Origin of the sequence: Paenibacillus polymyxa (assembly GCF_001719045.1) — a bacterium.
Taxonomy (GTDB): domain Bacteria; phylum Bacillota; class Bacilli; order Paenibacillales; family Paenibacillaceae; genus Paenibacillus; species Paenibacillus polymyxa_B.
Map to the genome: position 1 here is coordinate 5,030,978 of NZ_CP015423.1, position 25,912 is coordinate 5,056,889.

The 25,912-nt window shown below is 45.8% G+C and carries 21 protein-coding genes; all 21 read left to right on the forward strand.

Annotated elements, in window-relative coordinates; all coding sequences use genetic code 11:
- Nucleotides 1-160 precede the first annotated feature (160 nt).
- The 21 genes from AOU00_RS22835 (at nt 161) to AOU00_RS22935 (ending at nt 25,721) form a co-directional block, all read left to right on the forward strand.
- Nucleotides 161-4,477 carry a PolC-type DNA polymerase III gene (locus AOU00_RS22835; protein ID WP_061829441.1) on the forward strand — a complete coding sequence of 1,439 codons (4,317 nt, stop codon included), beginning with the start codon at nt 161-163 and terminating at the stop codon, nt 4,475-4,477.
- A gap of 312 nt (nt 4,478-4,789) precedes the next feature.
- Entirely contained in the window at nt 4,790-5,251 is a 462-nt protein-coding gene (gene rimP / locus AOU00_RS22840; protein WP_061829440.1) for a ribosome maturation factor RimP, read from the forward strand.
- Between the two features lie 101 nt (nt 5,252-5,352).
- Nucleotides 5,353-6,450 (forward strand): transcription termination factor NusA, encoded by a 1,098-nt coding sequence (gene nusA / locus AOU00_RS22845; RefSeq protein WP_013309927.1) that lies wholly within the window; start codon nt 5,353-5,355, stop codon nt 6,448-6,450.
- A 23-nt stretch (nt 6,451-6,473) separates the two neighbouring features.
- Nucleotides 6,474-6,782 carry an RNase P modulator RnpM gene (gene rnpM / locus AOU00_RS22850; protein ID WP_007430067.1) on the forward strand — a complete coding sequence of 103 codons (309 nt, stop codon included), beginning with the start codon at nt 6,474-6,476 and terminating at the stop codon, nt 6,780-6,782.
- On the forward strand, nt 6,775-7,098 hold the full coding sequence (locus AOU00_RS22855) for a L7Ae/L30e/S12e/Gadd45 family ribosomal protein (protein WP_025720915.1): 324 nt from the start codon (nt 6,775-6,777) through the stop codon (nt 7,096-7,098). Before rnpM ends, AOU00_RS22855 begins: the two co-directional genes overlap by 8 nt.
- On the forward strand, nt 7,091-9,646 hold the full coding sequence (gene infB, locus AOU00_RS22860; protein ID WP_069291739.1) for a translation initiation factor IF-2: 2,556 nt from the start codon (nt 7,091-7,093) through the stop codon (nt 9,644-9,646). Before AOU00_RS22855 ends, infB begins: the two co-directional genes overlap by 8 nt.
- Nucleotides 9,647-9,666: 20 nt before the next feature.
- Nucleotides 9,667-10,017, forward strand: coding sequence for a 30S ribosome-binding factor RbfA (gene rbfA, locus AOU00_RS22865; RefSeq protein ID WP_010346342.1), 351 nt, complete (start codon nt 9,667-9,669; stop codon nt 10,015-10,017).
- Nucleotides 10,018-10,068: 51 nt separating this feature from the next.
- A complete protein-coding gene (locus AOU00_RS22870; RefSeq protein WP_061829438.1) occupies nt 10,069-11,046 on the forward strand; it encodes a DHH family phosphoesterase in 978 nt (325 codons plus the stop codon).
- Entirely contained in the window at nt 11,043-11,978 is a 936-nt protein-coding gene (gene truB / locus AOU00_RS22875) for a tRNA pseudouridine(55) synthase TruB (RefSeq protein WP_061829437.1), read from the forward strand. The genes AOU00_RS22870 and truB overlap by 4 nt, the downstream gene beginning before the upstream one ends.
- A gap of 58 nt (nt 11,979-12,036) precedes the next feature.
- Nucleotides 12,037-12,975, forward strand: coding sequence for a bifunctional riboflavin kinase/FAD synthetase (locus tag AOU00_RS22880; protein WP_061829436.1), 939 nt, complete (start codon nt 12,037-12,039; stop codon nt 12,973-12,975).
- Between the two features lie 132 nt (nt 12,976-13,107).
- Entirely contained in the window at nt 13,108-13,377 is a 270-nt protein-coding gene (gene rpsO / locus AOU00_RS22885) for a 30S ribosomal protein S15 (protein ID WP_007430074.1), read from the forward strand.
- Nucleotides 13,378-13,591: 214 nt separating this feature from the next.
- Nucleotides 13,592-15,694 carry a polyribonucleotide nucleotidyltransferase gene (pnp, locus tag AOU00_RS22890; RefSeq protein ID WP_061829435.1) on the forward strand — a complete coding sequence of 701 codons (2,103 nt, stop codon included), beginning with the start codon at nt 13,592-13,594 and terminating at the stop codon, nt 15,692-15,694.
- Nucleotides 15,695-15,924: 230 nt separating this feature from the next.
- Nucleotides 15,925-16,929, forward strand: a complete 1,005-nt coding sequence (locus AOU00_RS22895; protein WP_172828311.1) for a polysaccharide deacetylase family protein — start codon at nt 15,925-15,927, stop codon at nt 16,927-16,929.
- 66 nt (nt 16,930-16,995) lie between these two features.
- Nucleotides 16,996-18,261 (forward strand): M16 family metallopeptidase, encoded by a 1,266-nt coding sequence (locus AOU00_RS22900; RefSeq protein ID WP_061829434.1) that lies wholly within the window; start codon nt 16,996-16,998, stop codon nt 18,259-18,261.
- A complete protein-coding gene (dut, locus tag AOU00_RS22905) occupies nt 18,239-18,685 on the forward strand; it encodes a dUTP diphosphatase (protein WP_013309936.1) in 447 nt (148 codons plus the stop codon). The genes AOU00_RS22900 and dut overlap by 23 nt, the downstream gene beginning before the upstream one ends.
- 184 nt (nt 18,686-18,869) lie before the next feature.
- Nucleotides 18,870-19,769 carry a dipicolinate synthase subunit DpsA gene (gene dpsA, locus AOU00_RS22910; RefSeq protein ID WP_061829433.1) on the forward strand — a complete coding sequence of 300 codons (900 nt, stop codon included), beginning with the start codon at nt 18,870-18,872 and terminating at the stop codon, nt 19,767-19,769.
- Nucleotides 19,766-20,359, forward strand: a complete 594-nt coding sequence (locus AOU00_RS22915; RefSeq protein ID WP_029517031.1) for a dipicolinate synthase subunit B — start codon at nt 19,766-19,768, stop codon at nt 20,357-20,359. The genes dpsA and AOU00_RS22915 overlap by 4 nt, the downstream gene beginning before the upstream one ends.
- Before the next feature lie 133 nt (nt 20,360-20,492).
- Entirely contained in the window at nt 20,493-21,530 is a 1,038-nt protein-coding gene (locus AOU00_RS22920; protein WP_061829432.1) for an aspartate-semialdehyde dehydrogenase, read from the forward strand.
- A 23-nt stretch (nt 21,531-21,553) separates the two neighbouring features.
- Complete coding sequence (gene dapG, locus AOU00_RS22925; protein ID WP_061829431.1) at nt 21,554-22,771, forward strand: aspartate kinase; 1,218 nt, start codon at nt 21,554-21,556, stop codon at nt 22,769-22,771.
- A 39-nt stretch (nt 22,772-22,810) separates the two neighbouring features.
- Nucleotides 22,811-23,692 carry a 4-hydroxy-tetrahydrodipicolinate synthase gene (gene dapA / locus AOU00_RS22930; protein ID WP_061829430.1) on the forward strand — a complete coding sequence of 294 codons (882 nt, stop codon included), beginning with the start codon at nt 22,811-22,813 and terminating at the stop codon, nt 23,690-23,692.
- Nucleotides 23,693-24,041: 349 nt separating this feature from the next.
- Complete coding sequence (locus AOU00_RS22935) at nt 24,042-25,721, forward strand: ribonuclease J (protein WP_013309942.1); 1,680 nt, start codon at nt 24,042-24,044, stop codon at nt 25,719-25,721.
- Nucleotides 25,722-25,912: the final 191 nt, after the last annotated feature.

A 25,912-nucleotide genomic window follows, 5' to 3' on the forward strand; every position in this document is an offset into this window, starting at 1 on the left:
TGCTGACATGGTAGCTGTTACGGGACAATGTTCCGAAGGATCTATGTCGTTGTGAGAAGGATTGAAGAGGGCTACGAAAAGCTTTTGCGGTCGGAGATGTTTTTGACGCAGAAGCTTTTCATGTTTTCAGAATGGTAGATTTAAAATTGGGGGGAGAGCCATGGGCGGAGCTGAAGAAAAGAGAAAGCGGCTGGAACTGCTGATGAAGCAAGTTGGGATGCCGGCTGGAGTGGTTGAACCTTATTTTTTGGACGGTTGGATTGATCAAGTGGAGATTAGCCGTACCAATAAGGATTGGAATATCACCATTGCCAAGGAGACACTGGTCCCCGCTCAGGTGTATCGTACGTTCTGTATTCAAGTACAGGAAAAAATGAGTCACATCGCAAAAATTACGTTCCGTTTTCAGTATAGTGAGCAGATTCAGCCTGGTGATATCATTAGTGAATACTGGAAACTTTTTCTAGAGTGGGTGCATCGTGAGATCCCATCTGTTAACGGTTGGATGAATCGGGCTGTGCATGAGTGGGAAGACGGTCTATTATTGCTGACGATGAGCGACAGTATGTCATTGGAACTGGCGCGTAAAAAACAGATAGATCAAGCTATCATCAAATTTTACGATAAATATTTCGGACTCTCTATGCGCATTAAAGTCCAAGTGGGTGAAAGTAACCAGGAGGCATTACAGCAATTCCAAGAAAAGAAGATGCAGGAAGAACGCGAAGTTATTCAGCAGATGATGGAAAGTATGGAATCCGAAATGCCGCCTTTGGATGAAGAAGAAGGAGACGTACGGCTTCAATTTGGTTATGACATCAAAGAACCAGCTGTTCCGATGCAAGATATTCAGGACGAAGAGAAAAAAGTCACCTTACAAGGAACAATCTTCGGTTTGGATAGTAAAGAATTGCGCAATGGCAGTACGTTGTTTACGTATTATTTGACCGACTTTAGTGATTCCCTGCAAATGAAAATGTTTGCTAAAACTAAAGAAGATCTAAAGATCCTCAGTTTGTTGGCTAACGGGAAATGGGTCAAAGTGCGGGGGCGAGTTGAATATGATCGTTTTATGCAAATTCCCGAGCTGGTTATGATTCCTTCCGATCTAGTTGAAGTACAGGCTCCACCCACACGTAAGGATAATGCAGAGGAAAAACGGGTTGAGTTCCATCTCCACACAAAGATGAGTGCTATGGATGCTGTTGCCTCGATTGATCAATACGTCAAAACAGCTGCCAAATGGGGGCACAAGGCGATTGCGGTCACTGATCATGGCGGTGTGCAGTGCTACCCTGATGCTGCTAAGGCTGCAAAGAAAAACGGCATTAAAATGATCTACGGTATTGAGGCCAACGTGGTTAATGATGCCGTTGAGGTTGTAATGCAGGCACAACCATTAAATTTGAAAACAGCGACTTATGTCGTTTTTGATATTGAAACCACCGGTTTATCGGTTACACAGAATAAAATCATTGAGATTGCGGCTGTAAAAATGCATGATGGCAAAGAAGTTGATCGTTATGCTACCTTTGTTAATCCGCATGAGCGCATACCATACAATATCCAGCAACTGACCAACATTAACGATGAAATGGTCAAGGACGCGCCGGATGTAGAACCTGTTATGAAGGAGTTTGTAGCTTTTGCTGGCGATGCTGTATTGGTTGCCCATAATGCGCGATTTGATGTCGGCTTTATCCAGGCGACCCTTCGAAATATGGGGTTGCCTGAAATGACCAATCCGGTACTGGATACACTAGAACTGGCTCGTTTACTGTTTCCAACAATGAAAAACCACCGTCTGAATACGCTGACGACCAAATATAAAGTGGCGCTAGAAAGCCATCACCGAGCCATTGACGATACAGTCGCACTGACTGAAGTGCTGAATGGCTTGCTGAATGATGCGGAACAAATTAAGGGTTTAAAAATGCTCGATCGTCTGAATGATTATGTGGGTAAGGATTTATCGACCGTTCGTCCTTTTCACTGCTGTATTTATGCCCTCAATCCGATTGGTAAAAAAAATCTGTACAAGCTGGTTTCGATGTCTCATACCGAATATTTCAAGCGTGTGCCTTGTATTCCTAAATCCAAATTGTCAGAAATGAGAGACGGATTGCTTATTATTTCTGGTTGCGAAAAAGGAGAGTTCTTCGAGGCTGTGTTGAACAAGTCCGAGGAAGAGGCCGAGGAAATTGCACAGTTTTATGATGTGTTGGAGATTCAACCTTTGACGATGTATATGCATTTAGTAGAAAAACAACTGGTAAGCGGGCCTGATGCTCTGAAAACGGCAATACGCAAAGTATGCGAAATTGGACGGCGACTTGATAAGCCCGTAATTGCAACAGGCAATGTTCACTATTTGGAAACTCGCGATAAGTTGTACCGTGATATTACGATACACGGCATTACGGGATTTAGCCCGCTAAAAGATATTCGTAAGCCAGATGCGCATTTACGCACCACAGACGAAATGCTGGCAGAATTCGAGTTTTTGGGCGAGGAAAAAGCCTATGAAGTCGTTGTGAAGAATACCAGTGAGTTGGCGGATCGATTTGAGGAGCTGGAGCTGTTCCCTGACAAGCTGTTCACACCTTTGCTGGATGGGGCGGACGAGGAAATCCGCAACACTTGCTACGAGACAGCTAAATCCATCTATGGTGAGGAATTGCCCGAAGTGGTTGTAGCCCGTCTTGAAAAAGAACTAGAGCCGATTATTAAATACGGTTTCTCTGCCAACTATCTCATTTCCGAGCGTTTGGTTAAAAAGTCTAATAAGGATGGATATCTGGTAGGTTCACGGGGTTCTGTTGGATCTTCTGTGGTCGCTACCTTTCTCGGTATTTCCGAGGTTAATCCACTGCCTGCACATTATATTTGCGGTAATCCTGAATGCAGACATAGCGAATGGATTTTGGACGGTAGTGTGCCGAGCGGATTTGACTTGCCGGACAAGAACTGTCCCAAATGCGGTGGCAAACTGAAGGGTGAGGGACAGGATATTCCGTTTGAAACGTTTCTTGGGTTTAAGGGAGATAAAGTTCCCGATATTGACTTGAACTTCTCTGGCGAATATCAACCTGTCGCACATAACTATACGAAAGTACTGTTTGGTGAGAAAAGTGTATTCCGTGCTGGAACCATCGGTACAGTTGCCGAGAAAACAGCCTTTGGCTTTGCAAAGAAATATGAAGAGGCGCATCATAAAAAATGGCGTGGGGCTGAGCTGAACAGGCTGGCTTCGGGCTGTACAGGGGTCAAACGCAGTACCGGGCAACATCCAGGCGGAATTGTCGTTGTTCCCGATTATATTGAGGTCGAAGATATTACGCCGGTACAGTACCCCGCCGATGATACAAGCTCGGAATGGAAAACAACGCATTTTGATTATCACGCTTTTGATGCGAATTTACTCAAACTCGATATTCTGGGTCATGATGACCCGACCATGATGAGGATGCTTCAGGATTTGACTGGTGTCGATCCTACGACCATTCCAATGAATGATCCAAAGGTGATGAGCATGTTCAACTCCACGGAGGCGCTCGGTGTAACACCCCAGCAAATCCGCACACCTGTAGCTACCTATGGTGTACCAGAAATGGGGACGAAGTTTGTACGCCAAATGCTAGTAGAGTCGCAGCCAAGTTCTTTTGCTGACTTACTGCAAATATCCGGACTGTCTCACGGCACGGGCGTATGGTTGGGGAACGCACAGGAACTGATTAAGAATAATACCTGTAACATCAAGACTGTAATTGGTTGCCGTGATGACATCATGCTATTTTTGATTTACAAGGCAGGGATGGACGCAGGTCTGGCCTTTAAAATTACGGAGAGCGTACGTAAAGGTAAGGGGCTTAGTGCTGAATGGATTGAGGAAATGAAAAAATGCAAGGTGCCACAGTGGTACATTGATTCCTGTCTGAAAATCCAGTACATGTTTCCGAAGGCGCATGCTGCAGCCTACGTTATTTCAGCAGTGCGCACAGCGTACTTTAAGCTGTATCATCCGATTGAATATTATGCGACTTACTTTTCAGTACGTGCAGCCGATTTTGATATTGAGCTGTGCTGTCAGGGATATGATGCAATCGCACGGAAGATTGTCGAAATCGAGCAACTCGGCTTTCAGGCACCGCCCAAAGAAAAAGGGATGCTTCCGATCCTGGAAATGGCTCTGGAAATGACGGCTCGCGGGTTTAGTTTTAAATCCATTGATTTGTACCGTTCTGAAGCTACACGCTTCAAGGTGGATGGAGATTCACTCATTCCGCCATTCGGAGCTCTTCAGGGAATTGGAGACAATGCAGCACGTAACATCGCAGCCTCCCGTGAACATGGTGAATTTTTGTCTGTCGAGGATTTTCAACAAAAATCGAAAGCTAGTAAAACCATTGTCGAAATGCTGTCCCAGATGGGTTGCTTTCGAGGTCTGCCAGAGAGTAATCAGCTGTCTCTGTTTTAATCCGAACCACAGTAGTCAAGCTCTGGCACTTGTCACATAACTATGGTTATGTTATAATTTTTTTGGTAATCATGGAGATAAAACCGTTGCTAAAAGAGTGGGGAAACCCACTCTTTACTGTTTGATATACAGTTACAACGTGAAAAGGTTATTTTTGGGCACGAAACCGGTACGCCGGTTTATTTGCAGTGAGCCCGAAATGAACATTACATCAAATGAAAATGAAAAAGCCGGTGATGGAGAAGCATTGTCCATGGTAATAGGGCGTCTTTTTTTCACCACAGGAAAGTTCACTTTTGGAGGTTATAATCTTTGAGCACACCAAAGATCAAATCAGTAGTAGAAGAAATGGCCCAACCTTTCCTCGATGAGCATGGTTTTGAACTGGTCGATGTCGAGTATGTCAAAGAGGGTAGCAATTGGTTTCTTCGCGTTTTTGTGGACAAAGACGGAGGAATTGATCTGGACGACTGCAGTATGATCAGTGAATATCTGGGTCAAAAGTTGGATGAAAATGACCCTGTTTCTACAGCATATTTTCTGGAAGTGTCTTCACCAGGCGCCGAAAGACCGCTGAAAAAAGCGGAGGACGTTACTAAAGCGGTAGGCAAAAACGTATTCGTTACTACATACGAGCCGATCAACGGCCTGAAGGAATTCGAAGGTCGTTTGCTTTCTTTTGAAGACGGGGAACTCACCGTTCAAAGCGGACAAAAGAAGCATGCCATACCTTATGACAAGGTAGCTGGTGCAAGGCTCGCGATCATATTTTAATTCAGATTTGACTGTTGCTGTTTGACATGTACTACATGTTTTTTTGCCTCGTGTGCCGACCAGTACGCAGGTGCATCATTTGAAAGGGGGAGCAGTAATCCATGAGTATGGATTTTATTGAAGCAATGAACGAGTTGGAAAGAGAAAAGGGGATCAGCAAGGATGTGCTGTTTGAGGCCATTGAAGCAGCCTTGATTTCCAGTTACAAACGGAATTTCAACACCGCACAAAACGTGCGTGTTGATATGAACCGCAACTCGGGAGTCATTAAGGTATATGCCCGCAAGCTGATCGTTGAGGAGGTATTGGATCCTCGCACCGAGATTTCGTTGCCTGCGGCCCGTGAGATTAACCCGCATTTTCAGTTGGAAGATATCGCTGAAATCGAAGTCACACCACGTGATTTTGGACGGATTGCTGCACAAACTGCGAAGCAAGTCGTGACCCAGCGTATCCGCGAAGCGGAACGGGGACTGATCTACAACAAGTTTGTGGACAAGGAAGAAGATATTGTAACAGGAACTGTACAGCGCCAAGACCCGCGTAACATTTATATTGATCTTGGTAAGGTGGAAGCGGTTCTCCCGTTAGGTGAATTGATGCCTAATGAGAAATTTAGCCATCTGGATCGAATCAAGGCTTATATTACCAAAGTAGAAAACACAACCAAAGGACCGCAAATTATGCTGTCCCGATCACATCCGGGTCTGCTTAAGCGTTTGTTCGAACTCGAAGTGCCTGAAATTTTTGATGGTGTTGTAGAGATTCGTTCCGTAGCGCGTGAAGCAGGCTTCCGTTCTAAAATCGCGGTTCATTCCCGTAACGCCGAGGTTGACCCGGTTGGCTCTTGTGTGGGTCCTAGAGGAACACGTGTACAGACTATTGTAAATGAGCTGCGTGGCGAAAAAATCGACATTGTACGTTATTCCGATAATGTTGATGAATACGTGGCTAATGCGCTGAGCCCATCCAAGGTGCTCGAAGTGCAAGTATTTGAAGAAGAGAAAATGGCGCGTGTTATTGTGCCTGATTATCAGCTTTCTCTTGCTATTGGTATCAAAGGGCAAAATGCTCGTCTTGCTGCTAAGCTTACGGGCTGGAAAATTGATATTAAGAGTGAAACACAGGCGGAGGAAGAACTCGGCAGACCGAGAACATCCACCGATGAAATGCATCAGGATTCCGTTTCTGTAGATTAAGCGGAGTGTAGGGGGGTTAATGCATGAAACAGAGAAAGATACCTTTGCGCAAATGTGTGGCCTGTCATGAAATGATGCCAAAGAAGCAGTTGATCCGTGTCGTCAAAACCCCTGAAGACGAAGTGTTGATTGACTTGACTGGCAAAAAGTCGGGACGCGGCGCTTACTTGTGCGGCAAAGCCGCCTGCTTCAAGCTGGCTCAAAAGAGCAAGGCACTGGATCGAGCATTGAAGCACTCGGTTCATCCTGATATTTATGAGCAGCTAAGTCGTGATTTTGCTGCCGTCGAGGAAGAATTCCTGGCGGCACAAGGCAGCGTGCAGGATGAATAAGGCGCTGTCTGGATTGGGTCTTGCCATGAGAGCTGGCAAGCTGCTAACAGGTGATGAGATCGTTTTTAAAGCGATCAGGTCTTCAGAAGCCAAGCTGGTCATTCTTGCGAAAGATGCTTCAATGAATACTCAAAAGAAATTCCGCGACAAATGCGGGACGTACAAAATCCCCTTATTGATAGGATTTGACCGGGAAAGCTTGGGAAGCAGTATCGGCAAACCTGAACGGGTTGTGCTGGCTGTGACGGATCAAGGATTCGCGAAATTGATCAAGAAACATGCGGGGATAATGTCGGAGGTGGAGTATATTGAGTAAACAAGAAAGCAAAGACAAAGTGCGGGTATACGAATACGCCAAATCGTTGAACATGAGCAGCAAAGAAATTATCACCATTCTTAAACGGCTGGATATTCCCGTGAACAACCATATGAGCGTCATGGAACATGATGCCGTAGGTAAAGTGGAAAGTTTTTTTAAGAATATTAAATCCAATGCTGCGGCCAAGCAAGGCGGAGCAGGTACGGCGCAAGTAAGCTCGAATCAGGCCGGTTCAAGCCAGAATAGTAATCATTCAACTGAGCAAACCAAAAATCAACAGGAAAAGCAGGTAAGTATGAATAGGACAAACAACAACCAAAACAGTAACCGAAGCAGCGCTCCTAAAGCGCAAAGCAGTCAGCAGGGCGGTCAAAACCGCAGTCAACAAAGTACTAGCAGACCCACTGGTCAGCAAAGTACACAAAACCGTAGTAATGGTCAACAACAGGGAGGACAACAGCGTCCTAGTGGCAACACAGGTTCGCGTCCTCAAGGTAACCAAAGCACTAACTCACGCCCTCAGGGAAGTAGTCAGGGTGGTACGGCTGTAAGAACATCATCCTCCACAGGTAGCAACAATGCTAACCGTAGTGGTGGCAACCGTACAGGCAGTAACTCCAACAACAGTGGTAACCGTTCCGGTCAAGGACGTTTTGACGATAACCGTCAAGGCGGCGGACGCGGTGGTAACGGTGGTCGCGGAGGCAATAATCGCGGTGGCAGTAATCGTGGCGGGAAATTTAACAATCGTGGTAAAGGTCAACAACAGGAACGTCGCGAGAAAATCGACAACACGCCTAAGAAAATTATTGTGCGTGGTGAGATGACCGTAGGCGAAACAGCCAAGCTTCTTCATAAGGATGCGTCAGAAGTCATCAAAAAGCTGATTATGCTCGGAACGATGGCGACCATTAACCAGGAACTGGATATGGATACCATCCTCTTGCTTGCCGGAGACTTTGGCGTCGAGGTAGAAGTGAAAATTCCGGTCGAAGAAGATCGTTTTGAAACCGTGGAAGAAAATGATGATCCTGCGGATCTGAGAACACGTCCACCAGTTGTAACGATTATGGGTCACGTCGATCATGGTAAAACAACTTTGCTGGATGCCATTCGCTCGACTAATGTAACCGGTGGCGAAGCTGGCGGTATTACACAGCATATTGGTGCATACCAAGTTGAAATTAATAGCAAAAAAATCACTTTCCTGGATACACCGGGTCACGAAGCCTTTACCGCTATGCGTGCGCGTGGTGCTCAAGTGACAGATATGACGATTATCGTGGTTGCAGCTGACGACGGTGTTATGCCACAGACGGTCGAAGCTATTAACCATGCGAAGGCAGCAGGTCTGCCAATTATCGTAGCTGTGAACAAGATCGACAAACCGGATGCCAACCCGGATAAAGTGAAGCAAGAACTCACTGAATATGAATTGGTACCTGAAGAGTGGGGCGGCGATACGATTTTCGTCAACGTTTCCGCGAAACAAAGAATGGGTCTGGAAGACCTGCTCGAAATGATTCTGCTCGTAGCTGAAGTGAACGAGTACAAAGCGAACCCGAACAAACGGGCACGTGGTACTATCATTGAGGCAGAACTGGATAAAGGCCGCGGTTCTGTAGCCCGTATCCTCGTTCAGAACGGTACACTGAAAGTTGGCGATGCTTTCGTAGCGGGTAACTGCTTCGGACGTGTGCGTGCCATGGTGAACGATAAAGGTCGTCGTCTTAAGGAAGCGGGTCCTTCCACTCCAGTTGAAATTACTGGTTTGACAGAAGTTCCACTTGCTGGCGATCCATTCATGGTGTTTGAGGATGAGCGCAAAGCTCGTGCTATTGCTGATAGACGTGCGATCACACAACGCCAATCTGATCTGGGCAGTAATACACGCGTAACACTGGATGACCTGTTCCAACACATCAAGGATGGCGAAATGAAGGATCTGAACGTCATTATTAAAGGTGACGTACAAGGTTCCGTCGAAGCGTTGAAAGGTTCCTTGAACAAAATTGAAGTCGAAGGTGTGCGCGTTAAAATTCTTCACAGTGGTGCAGGAGCAATCACCGAATCTGATATTATTTTGGCAGCAGCTTCCAATGCTATTGTCATTGGTTTTAATGTTCGTCCGGATAACCAGGCGAAATCTACAGCGGAAGCTGAAAAAGTGGACATTCGTCTACACCGTGTCATTTACAATGTCATTGAAGAAATAGAGCAAGCCATGAAGGGCATGCTGGATCCTGAATATAAAGAAAATGTGATTGGGCATGCTGAAGTACGTAACGTATTCAAAGTTACTAAAGTCGGTACGATCGCTGGTTGTATGGTGACATCCGGTAAAATTACCCGTTCAGCAGAAGCACGTCTGATTCGTGATGGCATCGTCATTTTTGAAGGTAAAATCGACTCACTGAAACGCTTTAAGGACGACGCAAAAGAAGTTGCCCAAGGTTACGAATGCGGTATTACCCTTGATGGCTATAATGATGTTAAGGAACTCGACATTATTGAAGCGTTCGTCATGGAAACAGTGGAGCGCTAACGGCAGAGAGGTGAGCATCCATGGCTAAAATACGTACAGGTCGGGTTGGCGAGCAGATCAAGAAGGAGCTAAGCCAACTCATACAAACTGAATTAAAAGACCCCCGCATCGGTTTTATCACCGTAACGGGTGTCGATCTTACAAATGATTTGTCCCAAGCGAAAATATACTTGAGCGTGCTCGGGGATGAAGAACAGAAAAATTCTTCCCTGAAGGCATTGGACAAAGCGAACGGTTATCTTCGTTCTGAACTCGGCAAACGGATACGGCTGCGCCATATCCCTGAGTTGATTTTCAAAATTGACGAATCTATTGCTTACGGCAGTCGAATTGAAAAACTGCTGAGTGATATCGACAAGGATGAAAAATAAAACTTTTAGTTTGTCTGAAGGAACCATGAACTGAATGTAAAGGAGAAGGCAATGCATACCTATGAACAGGCGCTTCAACAAGCGAAGGAATTTATTCTGGAGCATGATGATTACCTGATCGTATCGCATGTACAGCCGGACGGAGACGCAGTCAGCTCCACCGTAACGGTGGGCTGGCTTCTCTCATGTCTGGGGAAGAAATTTACCATGCTGAATGAGGGGCCTATTCCCAAACGTATGGATTTTTTATGGCATGCCGATGAGATTATGGATATGAGCCAGCAACCGCCAGAACGGAAATACAACCGGATCATTTGTGTAGATTGTGCGGATTACCGTCGTGTTGGTTTGACAGAGCAATTTTTTTCGGAAGATGCCATTATCCTGAATATTGATCATCATCCAACCAATGATGCTTACGGTACAGTTAATGTGATTAAGCCGGATGCTGCGGCAACAGCAGAAATTCTTTTTGACCTACTGAAAGAGTTTGCAGTAACCTGGGATGTCGAAATAGCTACGGCTTTATATACAGGGTTGCTAACGGATACAGGAGGTTTCCGTTACTCCAACACTTCACCGAAAGTGATGTCTACTGTGTCACAGCTACTTGCTTACGGTGTAGATGGTCCATCTTTATCCGAGAAATTGCTCGAGGAAATGACCTTTCCACAAATGAAGGTGTTAACAAAAGCATTGCAAACGCTCACGATGTCGGAGGATGGGAAAGTCGCTTGGGTCGTAGTAACCCCTGACGACATGACGGATTGTGGTGCTGTAAATGAGGACTTGGAAGGCATCGTGAATTATCCAAGAAATATTCGTGGAGTTGAAGTAGGCATTTTCTTTAAGGTTATTAATGATCAAGCGGTCAAGGCCAGCTTGAGATCGGCAGGGAATGTTGATGTAGCTGCGCTGGCTCAATCATTTGGGGGCGGTGGACATGTACGTGCAGCTGGCTGCCGGCTAGAGGGTAAGCTGGGAGATATCATTGAGACAGTTGTAGGGCGGGTGAAATCTGAGCTATGAACCCAATAAAAAAGGAACAGGCAACTTGGGAAGGCATTCTACCTGTCTATAAACCTGCTGGATTTACCTCTCATGATGTGGTGGCCAAGGCTCGCCGTTTATTAGGTATGAAGAGAATCGGACACACTGGAACGCTTGATCCGCAGGTAACCGGTGTTTTGCCCTTGTGTCTGGGACGTGCTACCCGTGTGGTGGAATACATGCAGGAGCGGCCCAAGGAATATCGGGCTACACTGCGATTAGGAATTGCCACGGATACCGAAGACCTGACTGGGAAAATCACGGAAGAGAGTGAACGTCCCGTAGAGGTGACGGAAGTGGAAGTCAAAGCGGTTCTGAAGCGTTTTGTTGGTACGATTTCCCAAGTACCTCCAATGTACTCCGCGCTAAAAGTGGACGGCAAACGTCTATATGAACTGGCTCGAGAAGGCAAAACCGTGGAGCGCAAAAGTCGTGAAGTGAGTATTTACGAGTTGGAAATGACGGGATTCGCGGAGACGGGGGCGTATGTGGATATTTCTTTTCGTGCCTTATGCTCCAAAGGTACTTATATCCGTACACTATGTGTTGATATTGGCCGTGAATTAGGATATCCTTCCACGATGGTCAAGCTGGAGCGAACCATGTCTGCGGGAATTCCTGCGGAACGTTGTCTGACTTTCGAAGAAATAGAGCGTTTCGTTGCGGATGGCAGTCTTGGAGAGCGACTTATTACAACAGATCAGGCGATTGACTATATGCCTGAGCATATAGTGGCTGAAGCCAAGGTAACTGCGGCTCTGCAAGGCCAACGCCTGTCGCTGAATATGATTTCACCACCTGTGACGGACAATCAGCCCTTCCGTTTGTATAAAGAGGATAAAACGTTTTTAGGTATATATGGTCGGGATGAATCAGACGCGATCGCTCCCATTAAAGTTTTTTTACCTTGAATTGTGCTATAATTTTGACGAAGTTAGTCAAATGATGTGAAATGCAGGTGAATTAATAATGATTACCGTATCGTTATCTTATCCATTGAGTGATGAGCTTTTGCAGCAATGGGGACGTCCACAGGTCACGGCGATCGGTCAGTTTGATGGTCTTCATCTGGGACACGCAAGCGTGATACGTAAGGCCGTTGCGCTGGCTCGTGAACAGCAGGTGCCGGTATCTGTCATGACATTTCATCCTCACCCGAAGGAAGTCATGAAAAAAGGCGATTATGAAGGTTATTTAACACCGCTTGCGGACAAGCAGACTATTCTGGCTGATATGGGTGTGGACGTACTTTATATTTTGAGTTTTAACGAAGAATTTTCCAAGGTCAGCCCTGAGGCGTTTATGAGCGACGTGCTGCTTCCGTTGCACATTCGAACAGCGGTAGTAGGCTTTGATTTTCGGTTTGGCCACCGGGGAGCGGGGGATGAGGATACACTTCGGAAGCTGGGAGGAGAGCTGATGTCGGTGCACACCGTATCACCGTTCGAACTGGATGGGGACAAGGTGAGCAGCTCTGGCATTCGCCGTGCTTTACAGACTGGGGATCTAGCACATGCCTCTCGCTGGTTGGGACGTCCTTATCGTATCCAGGGTACTGTAATGGATGGGGAGAAGCGCGGACGTACGATCGGTTTTCCGACCGCTAATCTCAAACTGGATGATACTTACGTGATTCCGACCAAGGGTGTATACGCTGTACGGGCACTCATAGGCGATCATTGGATAAACGGTGTAATGAATGTAGGGGTTAAGCCTACTTTTCATGAAGGTGTGCTGAATCCGTCGTTTGAGGTACATTTATTTGATTTTAATCAGCAAATTTATGGAGAGTCTGTGCTTGTGGAGCTTCACCACTACATCCGCCCTGAACGCAAATTTTCTTCGGTGGATGAGCTGATCAACCAAATTGGCAATGACGCACAAACGGCTAAAAAGCTGTTAAGCTAATTTATTTACATAAGACAGGCGCTGTGTTATACTGACTTATGTTGTGTAAACAACGATGAACCTTAGCTTGGTTGTCCGCTTTCACCGGCGGCTACGAGGCTAATGGCGATTATAATGAAGGAGGTGAACAGGATGGCATTGACTCAAGAGCGTAAACAGCAATTGATCGAGGAGTACAAAACTCATGAATCCGATACAGGATCACCAGAGGTACAAATCGCTATCCTTACTGAAAACATCGTCAACTTGCAAAGTCACTTTCGTTCGCACAAGAAAGACCATCACTCCCGCCGCGGGTTGTTGAAAATGGTCGGTCAGCGTCGTAAACTTTTGGCTTACCTGAAGAAGACTGATGTTAAACGTTACAGTGCGTTGATCGAGCGTCTCGGACTGCGTCGTTAATTTTCAGACATGTAATGAGAAAAGAAGCCTGGTTGTTCACCGCTTGTCCCTGCTAAGGCGACGGCGGACAGCAGCCGGGTTCTTTTTTGAAATGAGGAATCTTTTTTTGAATTACATATCCTGATTTGTCTGCTAGCTTCTTATGAATAAGACCTGCGCAGGAAATACTGGATATGTATAGAACTTTTACAATGAAATGAAATGGAGGGATACCATGGAGCAACGCGTAGAAATGCAGCTCGGCGGAAGAAAGCTGGTGTTGGAAACAGGACGTCTTGCGAAACAAGCCAATGCGGCAGTTAAAGTGAGCTACGGAGAAACAGTTGTGCTTTGTACCGTGACCGCTTCCCGTGAACCGAAAGATTTGGACTTTTTTCCACTGACCGTAAACTATGAGGAAAGATTGTATGCTGTGGGGAAAATTCCTGGCGGATTTATTAAACGTGAAGGACGTCCGAGTCAAAAGGCGATTTTGTCCAGCCGTTTGACAGACCGTCCAATTCGCCCATTGTTCCCGGAAGGTTTCCGGAATGATGTACAGGTGTTGAATCTGGTTATGAGTGTCGATCAGGATTGCGAACCTGAAATTGCAGCAATGATCGGAACCTCGGCAGCACTTAGCATTTCGGATGTGCCTTTTAATGGGCCAATCGGTGGAGTCGCTGTAGGACGTATAGACGGGCAATTTGTGATTAACCCGGATATTGCACAGCAGAATGCAAGCGATCTGTACCTGGTTGTAGCCGGAACGAAAGATGCCATCATGATGGTAGAAGCCGAAGGCAATGAGATTCCAGAGGAAGTTATGCTGGAAGCTATTATGTTCGGTCATGATGAGATTAAGAACATTGTGGCAGTTATTGAACAATTGGTGCAAGTAGCAGGTAAAGAGAAAATGCAGGTTAAACTGCATGCTGTTGATGAAAAAGTGAACAGTGAAGTACGTGCTTATGCAGCTGAACGTTTAATGCAAGCTGTTAAAATTGCAGAAAAACATGCCCGTCAAGAGGCAATTGATGCAGTCAACGAAGAGACAGTTGCCCATTTTGAAGCACAATACATAGAGACACCTGAGCTTTTGAGCGACGTGAGCGAAGTTCTCTATGATATCGTTAAGGAAGAAGTACGTCGTCTGATCACGCATGATAAAGTGCGTCCTGATGGTCGTAAGCTTGACGAAATTCGTCCGATTGAAAGCGATACTAGCATTTTGCCGCGTACTCATGGTTCGGGCTTATTTACACGCGGTCAAACGCAAGCACTTAGCATTTGTACACTTGGTGCATTGGGTGATGTACAAATTTTGGACGGTATTGATCTGGAAGAAACAAAACGCTTCATGCATCATTACAATTTCCCGCCATTCAGCGTAGGTGAGGCTCGTCCTTTGCGTGCGCCAGGTCGTCGTGAAATCGGACATGGTGCTCTTGGTGAACGTGCGCTTTCCAAAGTAATTCCTTCCGAAACTGAATTTCCATACACCATCCGTCTGGTTTCCGAGGTACTGGAATCGAATGGTTCGACTTCACAAGCCAGTATTTGTGCAAGTACACTGGCTATGATGGATGCAGGTGTACCGATTAAAGCTCCGGTTGCAGGTGTAGCCATGGGATTGATCAAGGATGGAGACCATGTTTCCGTATTGACTGATATCCAAGGTATGGAAGACCACCTGGGCGATATGGACTTTAAAGTTGCTGGTACCGCGGAAGGCGTAACTGCCATTCAAATGGATATTAAAATTAACGGTATTGACCGCCAGATTTTACAGGATGCGCTCAAGCAAGCTAAAGAAGGACGTTTGTTCATTCTTAGCAAAATGATGGAAGCGATCCAGAAGCCGCGTGAGCAGTTGTCTCCGTATGCTCCAAAAATTATGACGATGCACATTAACCCGGACAAAATCCGTGATGTTATTGGGGCTGGTGGTAAAATCATCAACAAAATCATCGAAGAAACCGGCGTGAAAATCGATATTGAACAAGATGGTCGTGTGTTCATCGCTTCCACAAATCAAGAGATGAATGAAAAAGCACGTTCCATTATTGAGGGTATCGTAAAGGAAGTCGTGGTCGGTGAGATTTACATCGGTACAGTAAAACGGATTGAGAAATTCGGTGCATTTGTTGAAATTTTACCGGGCAAGGATGGTCTGGTTCATATTTCTCAACTGTCTACTGAGCGTGTAGCCAAAGTTGAAGATGTAATTGCTATTGGGGATACAATTACGGTGAAAGTAACCGAAATTGATCAACAAGGTCGTGTCAATCTCTCTCGTAAGGCTGTTCTGACCGCAGAAGCACCTGCAAAATCCTAGGTATCTGCATGTAGCAGACTAGAAAGGCAGGAGTAGCTTTTTCGTATTAACAGTACAAGGGATTTGAATAGCATTGTTTAAGCTTTTGGAAAGAGGCAGAGCTACGTTTCTGGCTCTTTTTTCATACATATGCACAAGCTACCCCAAGTGAGCTTCTAGAGCTTGCTACGTCATAGTTCTTGTCCTCGCCGCATACAATGTGGACAAACGGGCGGGGGGATGAAGGAATTATGAGTAGGGCAAAACGAGCAGTGTGGGTGGTAGCCAGTTTAGCCATCACACTCGTAATCGGGCAGTTTAGTGGGGTTCGTGACTACGCTAGTCAATTACGCAATGGAGACGTTACAGGGGTTAAAGAGCCAGAGACTGTAACCACGATGGCGATAGCAGCTTTGCCCGACAATGCGCTTATGCAGCGACTAAGAACAGAAGCAGCACGTCAGCGGCGGGAACCAGTTGATGCCAAGATCGACAGGGTATGGAAGGCTATTCCAGGCTATAACGGACTGGAGGTGGATTTGGATGCTACCTATCGCAAAGCAATTGCATCTCCGGATCGACCCATTCAATATGTTTATCGGCAATTGGCACCTAAAATACATTTAAATCAGCTTGGTAATGTTCCAATTTACAGGGGGAATCCCGAAAAGCCGATGGTATCTTTCATGATCAATGTAGCATGGGGGAATGAATTTATCCTGCCGATACTGAACACGCTGGATCAGGAACAGGTCAAGGCTACATTTTTTCTTGATGGAAGTTGGTTGAAAAAAAATCCTGATCTCGCCAAGGAGATTCAAAAAAGAGGGCATGAGCTTTCGAACCATGCATACTCTCATCCAAATATGAGCCGTCTGAGTCGGGCCAGAGCCACACAAGAAATTGAAAAGACTCAAGTGCTTCTTCAAGAAACTTTGGGTATCAAAAATAACTGGTTTGCCCCTCCATCGGGTGATTTTAATCAGCAAACGGTGGATATAGCAGCAGAACATGGGCTCAAAACAGTGTTGTGGACATTGGACACTGTAGATTGGAGACATCCGTCACCGGAATCTGTGATTAACAAAATCAGTAGTAAGGTTGAATCAGGCTCCCTGATATTGATGCACCCAACAGATTCCTCATCGGCTGCTCTCAAAGGCATGATTCATGCTATTCGTAGTAAGGGACTTGTGCTCGGAACTGTCAGTCAGACACTTTCCCCTGATCGGCAACTACCTGCTCCGGTTGAGTGAACGTCTTTTTTCTGTTAGGATTGAACATTATGGCTAAGTATGCAATTCAGTTTAGGAGGGCCAATCGTGGAAAGAATTCAACTTAAAAACGGCCTAAGAGTGGTCATTGAAAAAATTCCAACCGTACGTTCAGTTTCTTTCGGTATCTGGGTTAAAACTGGCTCCCGGAATGAAACGCCGGACAATAGCGGTATTTCTCATTTTATCGAACACATGCTTTTCAAAGGAACAGAGCGTTTTAACGCTAAGGAAATCGCTGAGCAATTCGATGCCATCGGAGGAAATGTTAATGCTTTCACTTCGAAGGAATATACATGCTATTATGCCAAAGTATTGGATGAGCATCTACCGATCGCAGTTGATGTGCTGTCTGATATGTTTTTTAATTCCAAACTAGATCAGGAAGAATTGGCAAAAGAGAAGAATGTGATTTTGGAGGAAATCTCCATGTACGAGGATACACCGGATGATATGGTGCACGATCTTGTATCTCGCGCGGCCTATGGTGAACATCCACTGGCTTATCCGATTCTCGGAACCGAAGATCACCTGCTTGCTATGGATAGCTCACACCTCAGTCATTATATGAAGGAGCATTATACAATCGACAATACAGTTATCAGTGTGGCTGGTAATGTTGACGATCGCTTGGTAGAATTGTTGGAGCGACATTTTGGACATTTTGATAATCATGGAACCGTTTCGCCGCTGACAGTACCTGTGTTTAACGGTGAGCTGTTGTATCATGAGAAAGCAACGGAGCAAAATCATATTTGTTTATCCCTGCCTGGATTTGCAGCGGGTGACGAGCTCCAGTATGCTATGGTTTTGCTGAATAACGCGATCGGCGGCGGCATGAGTTCACGTTTGTTTCAAGAAATTCGGGAAAAGCGTGGACTGGCTTATTCGGTTTATTCCTATCATAGCTCCCATGCGGACAGTGGGTTGTTCACGATCTATGCAGGTACGGCTCCTAAGCAAACAAAGGACGTGCTGGATTTGACGCTGGAGCTTTTACGAGATGTGGCTGTCAACGGTTTGGACGCTAATGAGCTTCGTAAAGGTAAGGAACAATTAAAAGGAAGTTTGATTTTAAGCCTTGAAAGTACAGGTAGCCGGATGAATCGGCTTGGAAAAAATGAATTAATGCTCGGTCAGCATTATACGTTGGATCAAATGATCGAGCATATCGAGCAAGTGACCGCAAATGATGTGAATAAAGTGCTGGATCGGATGTTCTCGGAGCCGTTTGCCCTGTCGATGGTGGGAGCGAGTGATTCAGCGGTAAAGGATATGAGGAGGGACTATTTTGTTAACTTACGTGGAAATTAACAGACTCGCGGGCAATGAAGATATTGAGCTGCCCCGCAAAATGTCAGAGCTTGCATCAGGGTTTGACTTGTATGCAGCAGTACAGGAAAATCTGGTACTGGAACCCGGCAAACGTTGCCTCGTTCCAACTGGATTTGCAATAGCTATGCCAGCGGGATTGGAGGCACAGATCCGTCCGCGAAGTGGACTGGCTCTTAAGCATGGTATTACTTGTCTCAATACACCGGGAACGATTGATGCGGATTATCGTGGGGAGATTAAGGTACTTCTTATTAATTTGGGCGAGGAATCGTTCACGATTACGCGCAATGAGCGAATTGCACAAATGGTATTTCAGGTTGTACCTGAGGTAGAGCTGAAACAAGTAGACCAATTATCTGAAACAGTGCGTGGTGCTGGAGGCTTTGGCCATACAGGACGCTGAGGTTATGGTTGGTTTGCGATGTACGAATGTCTATTTTGTAAAATCTTCAAATTTCTTGCTTAAGAGTAAGTATGCATATAAAGGTCGCCTCATCAAGGGGCGGCTTTTTTTTGTGTTTTTTCACCCCTCTCCGGGCACTCGCATAGACTAAAAGCATATCGTGTCTCGGAAAGGAGTGATCCGGATGCTAACAGGAATACGCGTCGTTGTTTTGGGTGGCGATGCGAGGCAGCTTGAGGTAATCCGCAAATGTGTGGACATGGATGCTACCGTCAGTGTGGTCGGTTTTGACAAGCTTGAAGTACCACTCAAAGGAGTGACACTAGAACCAATGTCTGTCAAGCTGCTGGAATCGTCAGACGCACTGATTTTGCCGGTGGTGGGATGCGATGAGGAAGGCAACGTAAATGCACTTTTCGGAGCACAGAAGCTCCAGTTTCTGAATGAACATGCTGCTGCTCTTCCACCGCATTGCGTTGTATATACAGGGATGGCGCGGACGTACTTAAAAGAAATTTGTACCAGACATGAGTTAAAGCTGGTAGAGCTGCTGGAGAGAGATGATGTGGCCATATACAACTCTATACCTACGGCCGAAGGCGCACTGATGATGGCCATTCAGCATACTGATTTTACGATTCACGGTGCAGATTGTATGGTTCTAGGCATGGGACGGACTGGATTTACCATGGCAAGGGCACTACAGGGGTTGGGAGCCAGAGTGAAGGTTGGAGTACGGCGGGCAGAGGATGCAGCAAGAGCCGTGGAAATGGGTTGGAAGCCTTTTATGACAAGGGATTTGTCGCATGAGACAAAGGGAGTTGACTTGATTTTTAATACGATACCCTCTATGATTATCACAGCGCAAATCCTGTCTAAATTGCCATTGAGCACCGTGATTATAGATCTTGCTTCCGCCCCGGGCGGATGCGATTTCCGTTATGCGGAAAAGCGTGGAATCAAGGCTATGCTTGCCCCTGGTCTTCCCGGTATTGTTGCTCCCAAAACTGCTGGTGCCATTATAGCGAATACGCTGGTGCAGTTGTTAATGGAAGATAATCCTGATCGGGGGGATGCACAATGAGTTGGCAAGGGAAAACAGTAGGGTATGCAATTACAGGCTCACATTGCACATTTGAAGAGGTAATGCCTGTTATACAGCGCTTTGTTGATGAGGGTGCGAAGGTCGTTCCTATTATATCCAATACAGTACTAACAACGGATACGCGCTTTGGTACTTCGCAAAGTTGGCAAAAACAGTTGAAAGATATAACAGGGAATGATATCATTTCTACAATTGTGGAGGCTGAGCCACTGGGTCCCTCCCAAATACTCGATGTGCTGGTGATTGCACCTTTGACGGGGAATTCGATGAGTAAGTTAGCGAATGCAATGACAGACAGTCCAGTTTTGATGGCTGCCAAGGCGCAATTGCGCAACGGTCGTCCACTTCTTTTAGCTATATCTACTAATGATGGACTGGGTCTAAATGCTGCCAATATCGCCAAATTACTCGTAGCCAAAAATATCTTTTTTGTGCCGTTCGGACAGGACAATCCAGTTAAAAAGCCGAACTCGCTTGTAGCTAACATGGAGTTGATTCCGGAGGCTGCTTATGAAGCATTGCAGGGCAAACAGCTTCAGCCGATGATTGTGGAACGCAAGACCCCATGAAGTATTATAGTTAACTGCTGAGCATCCCTCGCCTAGAAGATGATTCGATATGTATCGGGTCTAATTTCTTGTTGGCGGTGGATGCTTTCAGAATAAAAAATGGTTTTTTAGTCGAGAAGGGGAGATACACCAGATGAGCAATAGAAAGTTTAATGTAGCTGTCGTTGGAGCGACAGGCGCTGTAGGAGAACAGATCGTAAATCTGCTGGAAAAACGGGATTTTCCTGTGGACAAAATCAAATTTCTTTCTTCGCCTCGTTCTGCCGGCACGTTAATTAGCTTTAAAGGTCAGCAAATTCCAGTAGAGATTGCTACCCCCGACAGCTTTGAAGGAATCGACATTGCTTTGTTTAGTGCAGGTGGAGACGTAAGTAAGGAATTGGCGCCGCATGCTGTTCGTCATGGGGCAGTTTGCATTGACAACACCAACGCATTCCGAATGGATCCGACAGCTCCTCTTGTAGTGCCTGAGGTGAACAGCGACAAAATTGCCGAGCATCAAGGAATTATTGCGAACCCGAACTGCTCCACCATTCAGATGGTAGCTGCTTTGAAACCATTATATGATCAGTATGGCATTTCTCGTATCATTGTATCCACATACCAGGCCGTTTCCGGCGCTGGAAGCCGAGCTATTGATGAATTGAATCGTCAAAGCGCAGCGATTCTGAACGGTGATGAAGTTCAGCCTGATCTGTTGCCAGTAGGCTCGTTGCCAGTAAAGCATCAGATTGCTTTTAATGCTATCCCGCAAATCGATAAATTCCAGGACAATGGTTATACACTGGAAGAAATGAAAATGGTACGTGAAACGAAAAAAATACTGGGTGACGAATCTGTGGACGTAACAGCAACGTGTGTGCGTATTCCTGTTGTATACGGTCACTCGGAATCTGTATATGTAGAACTTAAAAAAGATTATGATTTAGGAGAAATCCGCAATCTGCTGGCTTCGGCACCGGGAGTAACGCTGGTGGACGATCCTGCTGCTCAGCTTTATCCACTGGCATCTGATGCTGCAGGAAAACCTGACGTATTTGTGGGGCGTGTACGCCGTGATTTGGGCAATAGCCGTGGATTGAATTTGTGGGTCGTATCCGACAACCTGCTCAAAGGAGCAGCATGGAACGCGGTGCAAATCGCGGAAATTATTGCTGCAAACGCGGAGTAACGTTCCGATATGGGGGAAGAATAATGGGTATTTTGGTGCAGAAATTTGGGGGAACCTCGCTGTCCACACCTGAAGCACGTCAACTTGTGCTGGCACATGTGAAGCGGGAGCTGGAACAAAATCTTCAATTGGTTGTTGTTGTGTCGGCCATGGGGAGAAAAGGAGAGCCTTATGCCACCGACACGCTACTGGATTGGGCGGCGTCTAACGGCGACAGTCTTCCGAAGCGCGAACGGGATTTACTGCTGTGCTGTGGTGAAATCATTTCTGCTGCTACATTATGCAGCCTGATAGAGAAGGAAGGTATTCCTGCTACGGTGCTAACTGGGGCACAGGCGGGCTTTATTACGGATGATCAATACGGCAATGCTCGTATTTTGGATATAAAGCCAGACCGTGTTGTTGAAGAGTTGAACCAAGGCAGAGTTGTCATTGTGACAGGTTTTCAGGGACAAACAGCAGACGGTGATATGACTACCTTGGGTCGGGGAGGCAGCGATACGTCAGCTACTGCTCTGGGTGCTGCTCTACATGCGGATATGGTTGATATTTATACGGATGTAAATGGTATATTGACTGCCGATCCGCGCATTGTGGAAAACGCAAAGCCACTTACACATGTTAGCTATACGGAAATTTGTAATATGGCTCATCAGGGAGCAAAGGTTATCCATCCTCGTGCTGTTGAAATCGCCATGCAGGCTAATATCCCGGTCCGTGTTCGCTCTACCTTCTCCGAAGGAGAAGGTACGTTAGTTACCCACCCGGAAGGCTTTAAAGACGTGCAGGCAGACATTGTAGACCGTTTCGTGACCGGTATTGCGTATGTCGGCAATGTCACTCAGATTAATGTTGAATTAAAGCCGGGTTTGGAGCACTTGCAATTACAAGTATTCAAATCTATGGCTGAACATGGAATTAGCGTTGACTTTATTAACGTAACGCCATCGGGGGCAGTTTATACTGTGTTCGATCATGATGGAAGCAAAGCGGTTGAAGTATTGAACGGTTTGGGTCTAGAACCTAAGATACTGGCCGGGTGTGCTAAAGTTTCTGTCATAGGCGGTGGTATCAACGGGGTACCAGGCATTATGGCGACGATTGTGGAGGCATTGGCAGAATCAGACGTACAGATCCTTCAATCCGCAGATTCCAACACGACGATCTGGGTACTTGTTAAAAAAGAAGATATGGTGCAGGCTGTACGCGCATTGCATAATAAATTTGAACTCCATCAATAGGCGCATTGTCCGTGCTCGGACTTGCAAAAAGGAGGCAGCATGGTGAACTTCGGCAGATTGATTACCGCAATGGTGACACCTTTTGATAAGCAAGGAGAGATTGACTGGACTGCATTGTCCTCGTTGATTGATTACTTAATAGAAGAACAGCACTCAGAGTCACTTGTTGTATCTGGAACAACAGGGGAGTCTCCTACCCTGAGCGATGATGAAAAAATCAAGTTGTTTGCATTTGTTGTAGAAAAAGCAGCTGGACGATGTAAAATTATTGCCGGGACTGGAAGCAACAATACGCGTCACTCCATTCATCTAACCCGTGCCGCGGAGCAGGCAGGAGCAGATGGTGTTCTACTGGTAGTGCCATATTATAATAAACCGAATCAGGAAGGGATGTATCAGCATTTCGAAAGTATTGCGAACTCCACATCCCTCCCAGCTATACTGTATAATGTTCCAAGTCGTACTGGAGCGAGTCTAACAGCTGAAACAACACTGCGCCTTGCACAAATTCCGAATATTGTGGGAACTAAAGAATGTGCATCACTTGCGCAGGTCACACAGATTGCAGCGGCAGCGCCAGAAGGTTTTCTGGTTTATTCCGGGGATGATGCTTCTGGGTTGCCTGCTATGGCTGTAGGTGCTTATGGTATTATCAGCGTAGCGAGTCATGTGGTAGGTGCTGAAATGAAGCAGATGATCGATTCACTTGTAGGAGGACACTCGCAGGAGGCAGCAAAGTTGCATCAGCAGTTGTTCCCTATTTTCAAGGGCTTGTTTGGCTGTCCTCATCCTCTGCCTAATCCGGTGGCAGTAAAATATGCATTGGAATTACGGGGGGTTAAGGTAGGGTCGGTTCGGTTGCCGCTCATTCCTCCAACTGAGGATGAAGCGGAATTTATTAAGAAATTATTTACCCGGTAAAGGGAAATAGGAATGTAAGATGTTAATTAATACTAAGGAGTATCCTTGTTAAGGGCAGTCGGTAGGTACAAAACCTATAGGGTTTATTGTCTGACAAGGTTCCCAGCGTGAAGGGCGTTCTTATAGGACGCCCTTTTTGCTGTGCTTTTAACCATGTATGTAGACAAAATGACGGATACTAATGGTTTCAGACGGCAATGGGAAACCTAGCGTAACGAACAGGATGACTTGTTTTTTCGTATTTTAATCATGTATAATGGGGTCAAGTGACTGGGTGCGGTATTTTTTTGAAAATTAAATAAACAAATCAAGGTACGACGTCCAACTACCATAGGAGGTTTAGATTCATTTGTCTAAAAAAACAAACAACGATAAATTGATGATTTTCGCTTTGGGCGGCGTCGGTGAAATCGGGAAAAATATGTATGTCGTTCAATACGGCAATGACATTGTCGTGGTGGATTCCGGTTTGAAATTCCCGGAAGAGGACATGCTGGGCATTGATATCGTTATTCCTGATATTTCCTACCTTACAGAGAACCGCGACAAAGTAAGAGGCATTGTGCTGACTCATGGTCATGAGGACCATATCGGCGGTTTGCCTTACGTGTTGAAACATTTGAATGTACCAGTATATGGTACCAAATTGACGCTGGGATTGGTGGAAAACAAGCTGAAGGAAGCGAATCTGCTTGGTGAAACCAAACGTATTTTGATCAATGCTGATTCTGAAATCAAGCTGGGTTCCACACTGAAAGCAACATTCTTCAGAACCAACCATAGTATTCCAGATTCTGTCGGTGTATGTATTGATACTCCTGAAGGCGCTGTTGTTCATACAGGTGACTTCAAATTTGACCATACTCCGGTGAACGGACAATATGCAGATTTGCAGCGTATGGCTGAAATTGGCACACGTGGCGTACTGGCTCTTTTGTCAGACAGTACGAATGCCGAAAAACCGGGCTTTACACCTTCGGAAAAGAGCGTTGGTATTGTCCTGGAAGACATTTTCCGGAAGTCAAGACAGCGTGTGGTCGTAGCCACTTTTGCTTCTAACGTACATCGTATTCAACAGGTAATTAATGCTGCTGAAGCAACGGGACGTAAAGTAACAGTTATTGGTCGAAGCATGGTTAATGTCGTAGGTATTGCTTCAGACTTGGGCTATTTGGAAATTCCAGATGGAATGCTGATTGAACCTGAAGAAGTTGGCAAAATGTCAGCGGATCGTGTAGTTATTCTCTGCACAGGCAGTCAGGGTGAACCGATGTCAGCTTTGACAAGAATGGCTCGTTCCACACATCGAAAGGTTGACATTCTTCCAGGGGATTCAGTCATCATCGCAGCTACTCCAGTACCAGGTAATGAAAAATACGTTGGACGCACAATTGATGAGCTGTTCCGTCTGGGTGCCAATGTATATTACAGCGCAGCTAATCCAGGTATCCACGTTTCTGGACACGGAAGCCAGGAAGAACTCAAGCTGATGCTGAATCTGATGAAACCAAAGTTCTTCTTGCCAATTCATGGTGAGTTCAGAATGCAACGTCGTCACGCTCTTCTTGCTGAAGGCGTAGGTATTGAGCCTGAAAATATCTTTATCACGGATATCGGTGAAGTCATTGAAATTCAGAATGGTGGAGCACGCAGAGCTGGTAAAGTTACAGCAGGTAACGTACTTATCGATGGACTAGGCGTAGGGGATGTAGGAAATATCGTATTGCGCGACCGCAAATTGCTGTCACAGGACGGTATTTTGGTAGTTGTTGTTACGCTGAGCAAGCAAGACGGAACGATTAAATCGGGACCAGATATCATTTCCCGAGGTTTCGTATATGTCCGTGAATCGGAAGGTTTGCTGGATGAAGCGAATCGTATTGTCTCAAGTACACTGCATAAGCTCATGAGTGAAAATGTAAATGAATGGGCTTCCCTCAAGACAAATGTCAAGGATGCACTAGGTCGCTTCTTGTATGAGCAAACTCGTCGGAGACCGATGATCCTGCCAATTATAATGGAAGTGTGATTCAATTGAAATTTGTTCAAAAACCTGAATTAAAAACTTAAGTCACAGGCACACAGTCGCCTCTCTTCCCGCAGGAAATATTGGACGGTTTCCGCGGGAGGAGAGGCTTTTTTGATTTTTCAGGACGAGGAAAGGCATGGGGGTGGGTATAAAATATTCCATTTCAATCCCATACTATAGGGTGAATACGG

Excerpts from the sequence above, each read along its gene's own strand:
- AOU00_RS22855 (WP_025720915.1), top strand. The coding sequence starts at position 6,775 with ATGAATAAGGCGCTGTCTGGATTGGGTCTTGCCATGAGAGCTGGCAAG.
- rpsO (WP_007430074.1), top strand. The coding sequence starts at position 13,108 with ATGGCATTGACTCAAGAGCGTAAACAGCAATTGATCGAGGAGTACAAA.
- AOU00_RS22870 (WP_061829438.1), top strand. The coding sequence starts at position 10,069 with ATGCATACCTATGAACAGGCGCTTCAACAAGCGAAGGAATTTATTCTG.
- dpsA (WP_061829433.1), top strand. The coding sequence starts at position 18,870 with ATGCTAACAGGAATACGCGTCGTTGTTTTGGGTGGCGATGCGAGGCAG.
- truB (WP_061829437.1), top strand. The coding sequence starts at position 11,043 with ATGAACCCAATAAAAAAGGAACAGGCAACTTGGGAAGGCATTCTACCT.
- rnpM (WP_007430067.1), top strand. The coding sequence starts at position 6,474 with ATGAAACAGAGAAAGATACCTTTGCGCAAATGTGTGGCCTGTCATGAA.
- AOU00_RS22880 (WP_061829436.1), top strand. The coding sequence starts at position 12,037 with ATGATTACCGTATCGTTATCTTATCCATTGAGTGATGAGCTTTTGCAG.
- pnp (WP_061829435.1), top strand. The coding sequence starts at position 13,592 with ATGGAGCAACGCGTAGAAATGCAGCTCGGCGGAAGAAAGCTGGTGTTG.
- dapA (WP_061829430.1), top strand. The coding sequence starts at position 22,811 with ATGGTGAACTTCGGCAGATTGATTACCGCAATGGTGACACCTTTTGAT.
- AOU00_RS22835 (WP_061829441.1), top strand. The coding sequence starts at position 161 with ATGGGCGGAGCTGAAGAAAAGAGAAAGCGGCTGGAACTGCTGATGAAG.
- AOU00_RS22915 (WP_029517031.1), top strand. The coding sequence starts at position 19,766 with ATGAGTTGGCAAGGGAAAACAGTAGGGTATGCAATTACAGGCTCACAT.
- AOU00_RS22920 (WP_061829432.1), top strand. The coding sequence starts at position 20,493 with ATGAGCAATAGAAAGTTTAATGTAGCTGTCGTTGGAGCGACAGGCGCT.
- rbfA (WP_010346342.1), top strand. The coding sequence starts at position 9,667 with ATGGCTAAAATACGTACAGGTCGGGTTGGCGAGCAGATCAAGAAGGAG.
- dapG (WP_061829431.1), top strand. The coding sequence starts at position 21,554 with ATGGGTATTTTGGTGCAGAAATTTGGGGGAACCTCGCTGTCCACACCT.
- nusA (WP_013309927.1), top strand. The coding sequence starts at position 5,353 with ATGAGTATGGATTTTATTGAAGCAATGAACGAGTTGGAAAGAGAAAAG.
- AOU00_RS22895 (WP_172828311.1), top strand. The coding sequence starts at position 15,925 with ATGAGTAGGGCAAAACGAGCAGTGTGGGTGGTAGCCAGTTTAGCCATC.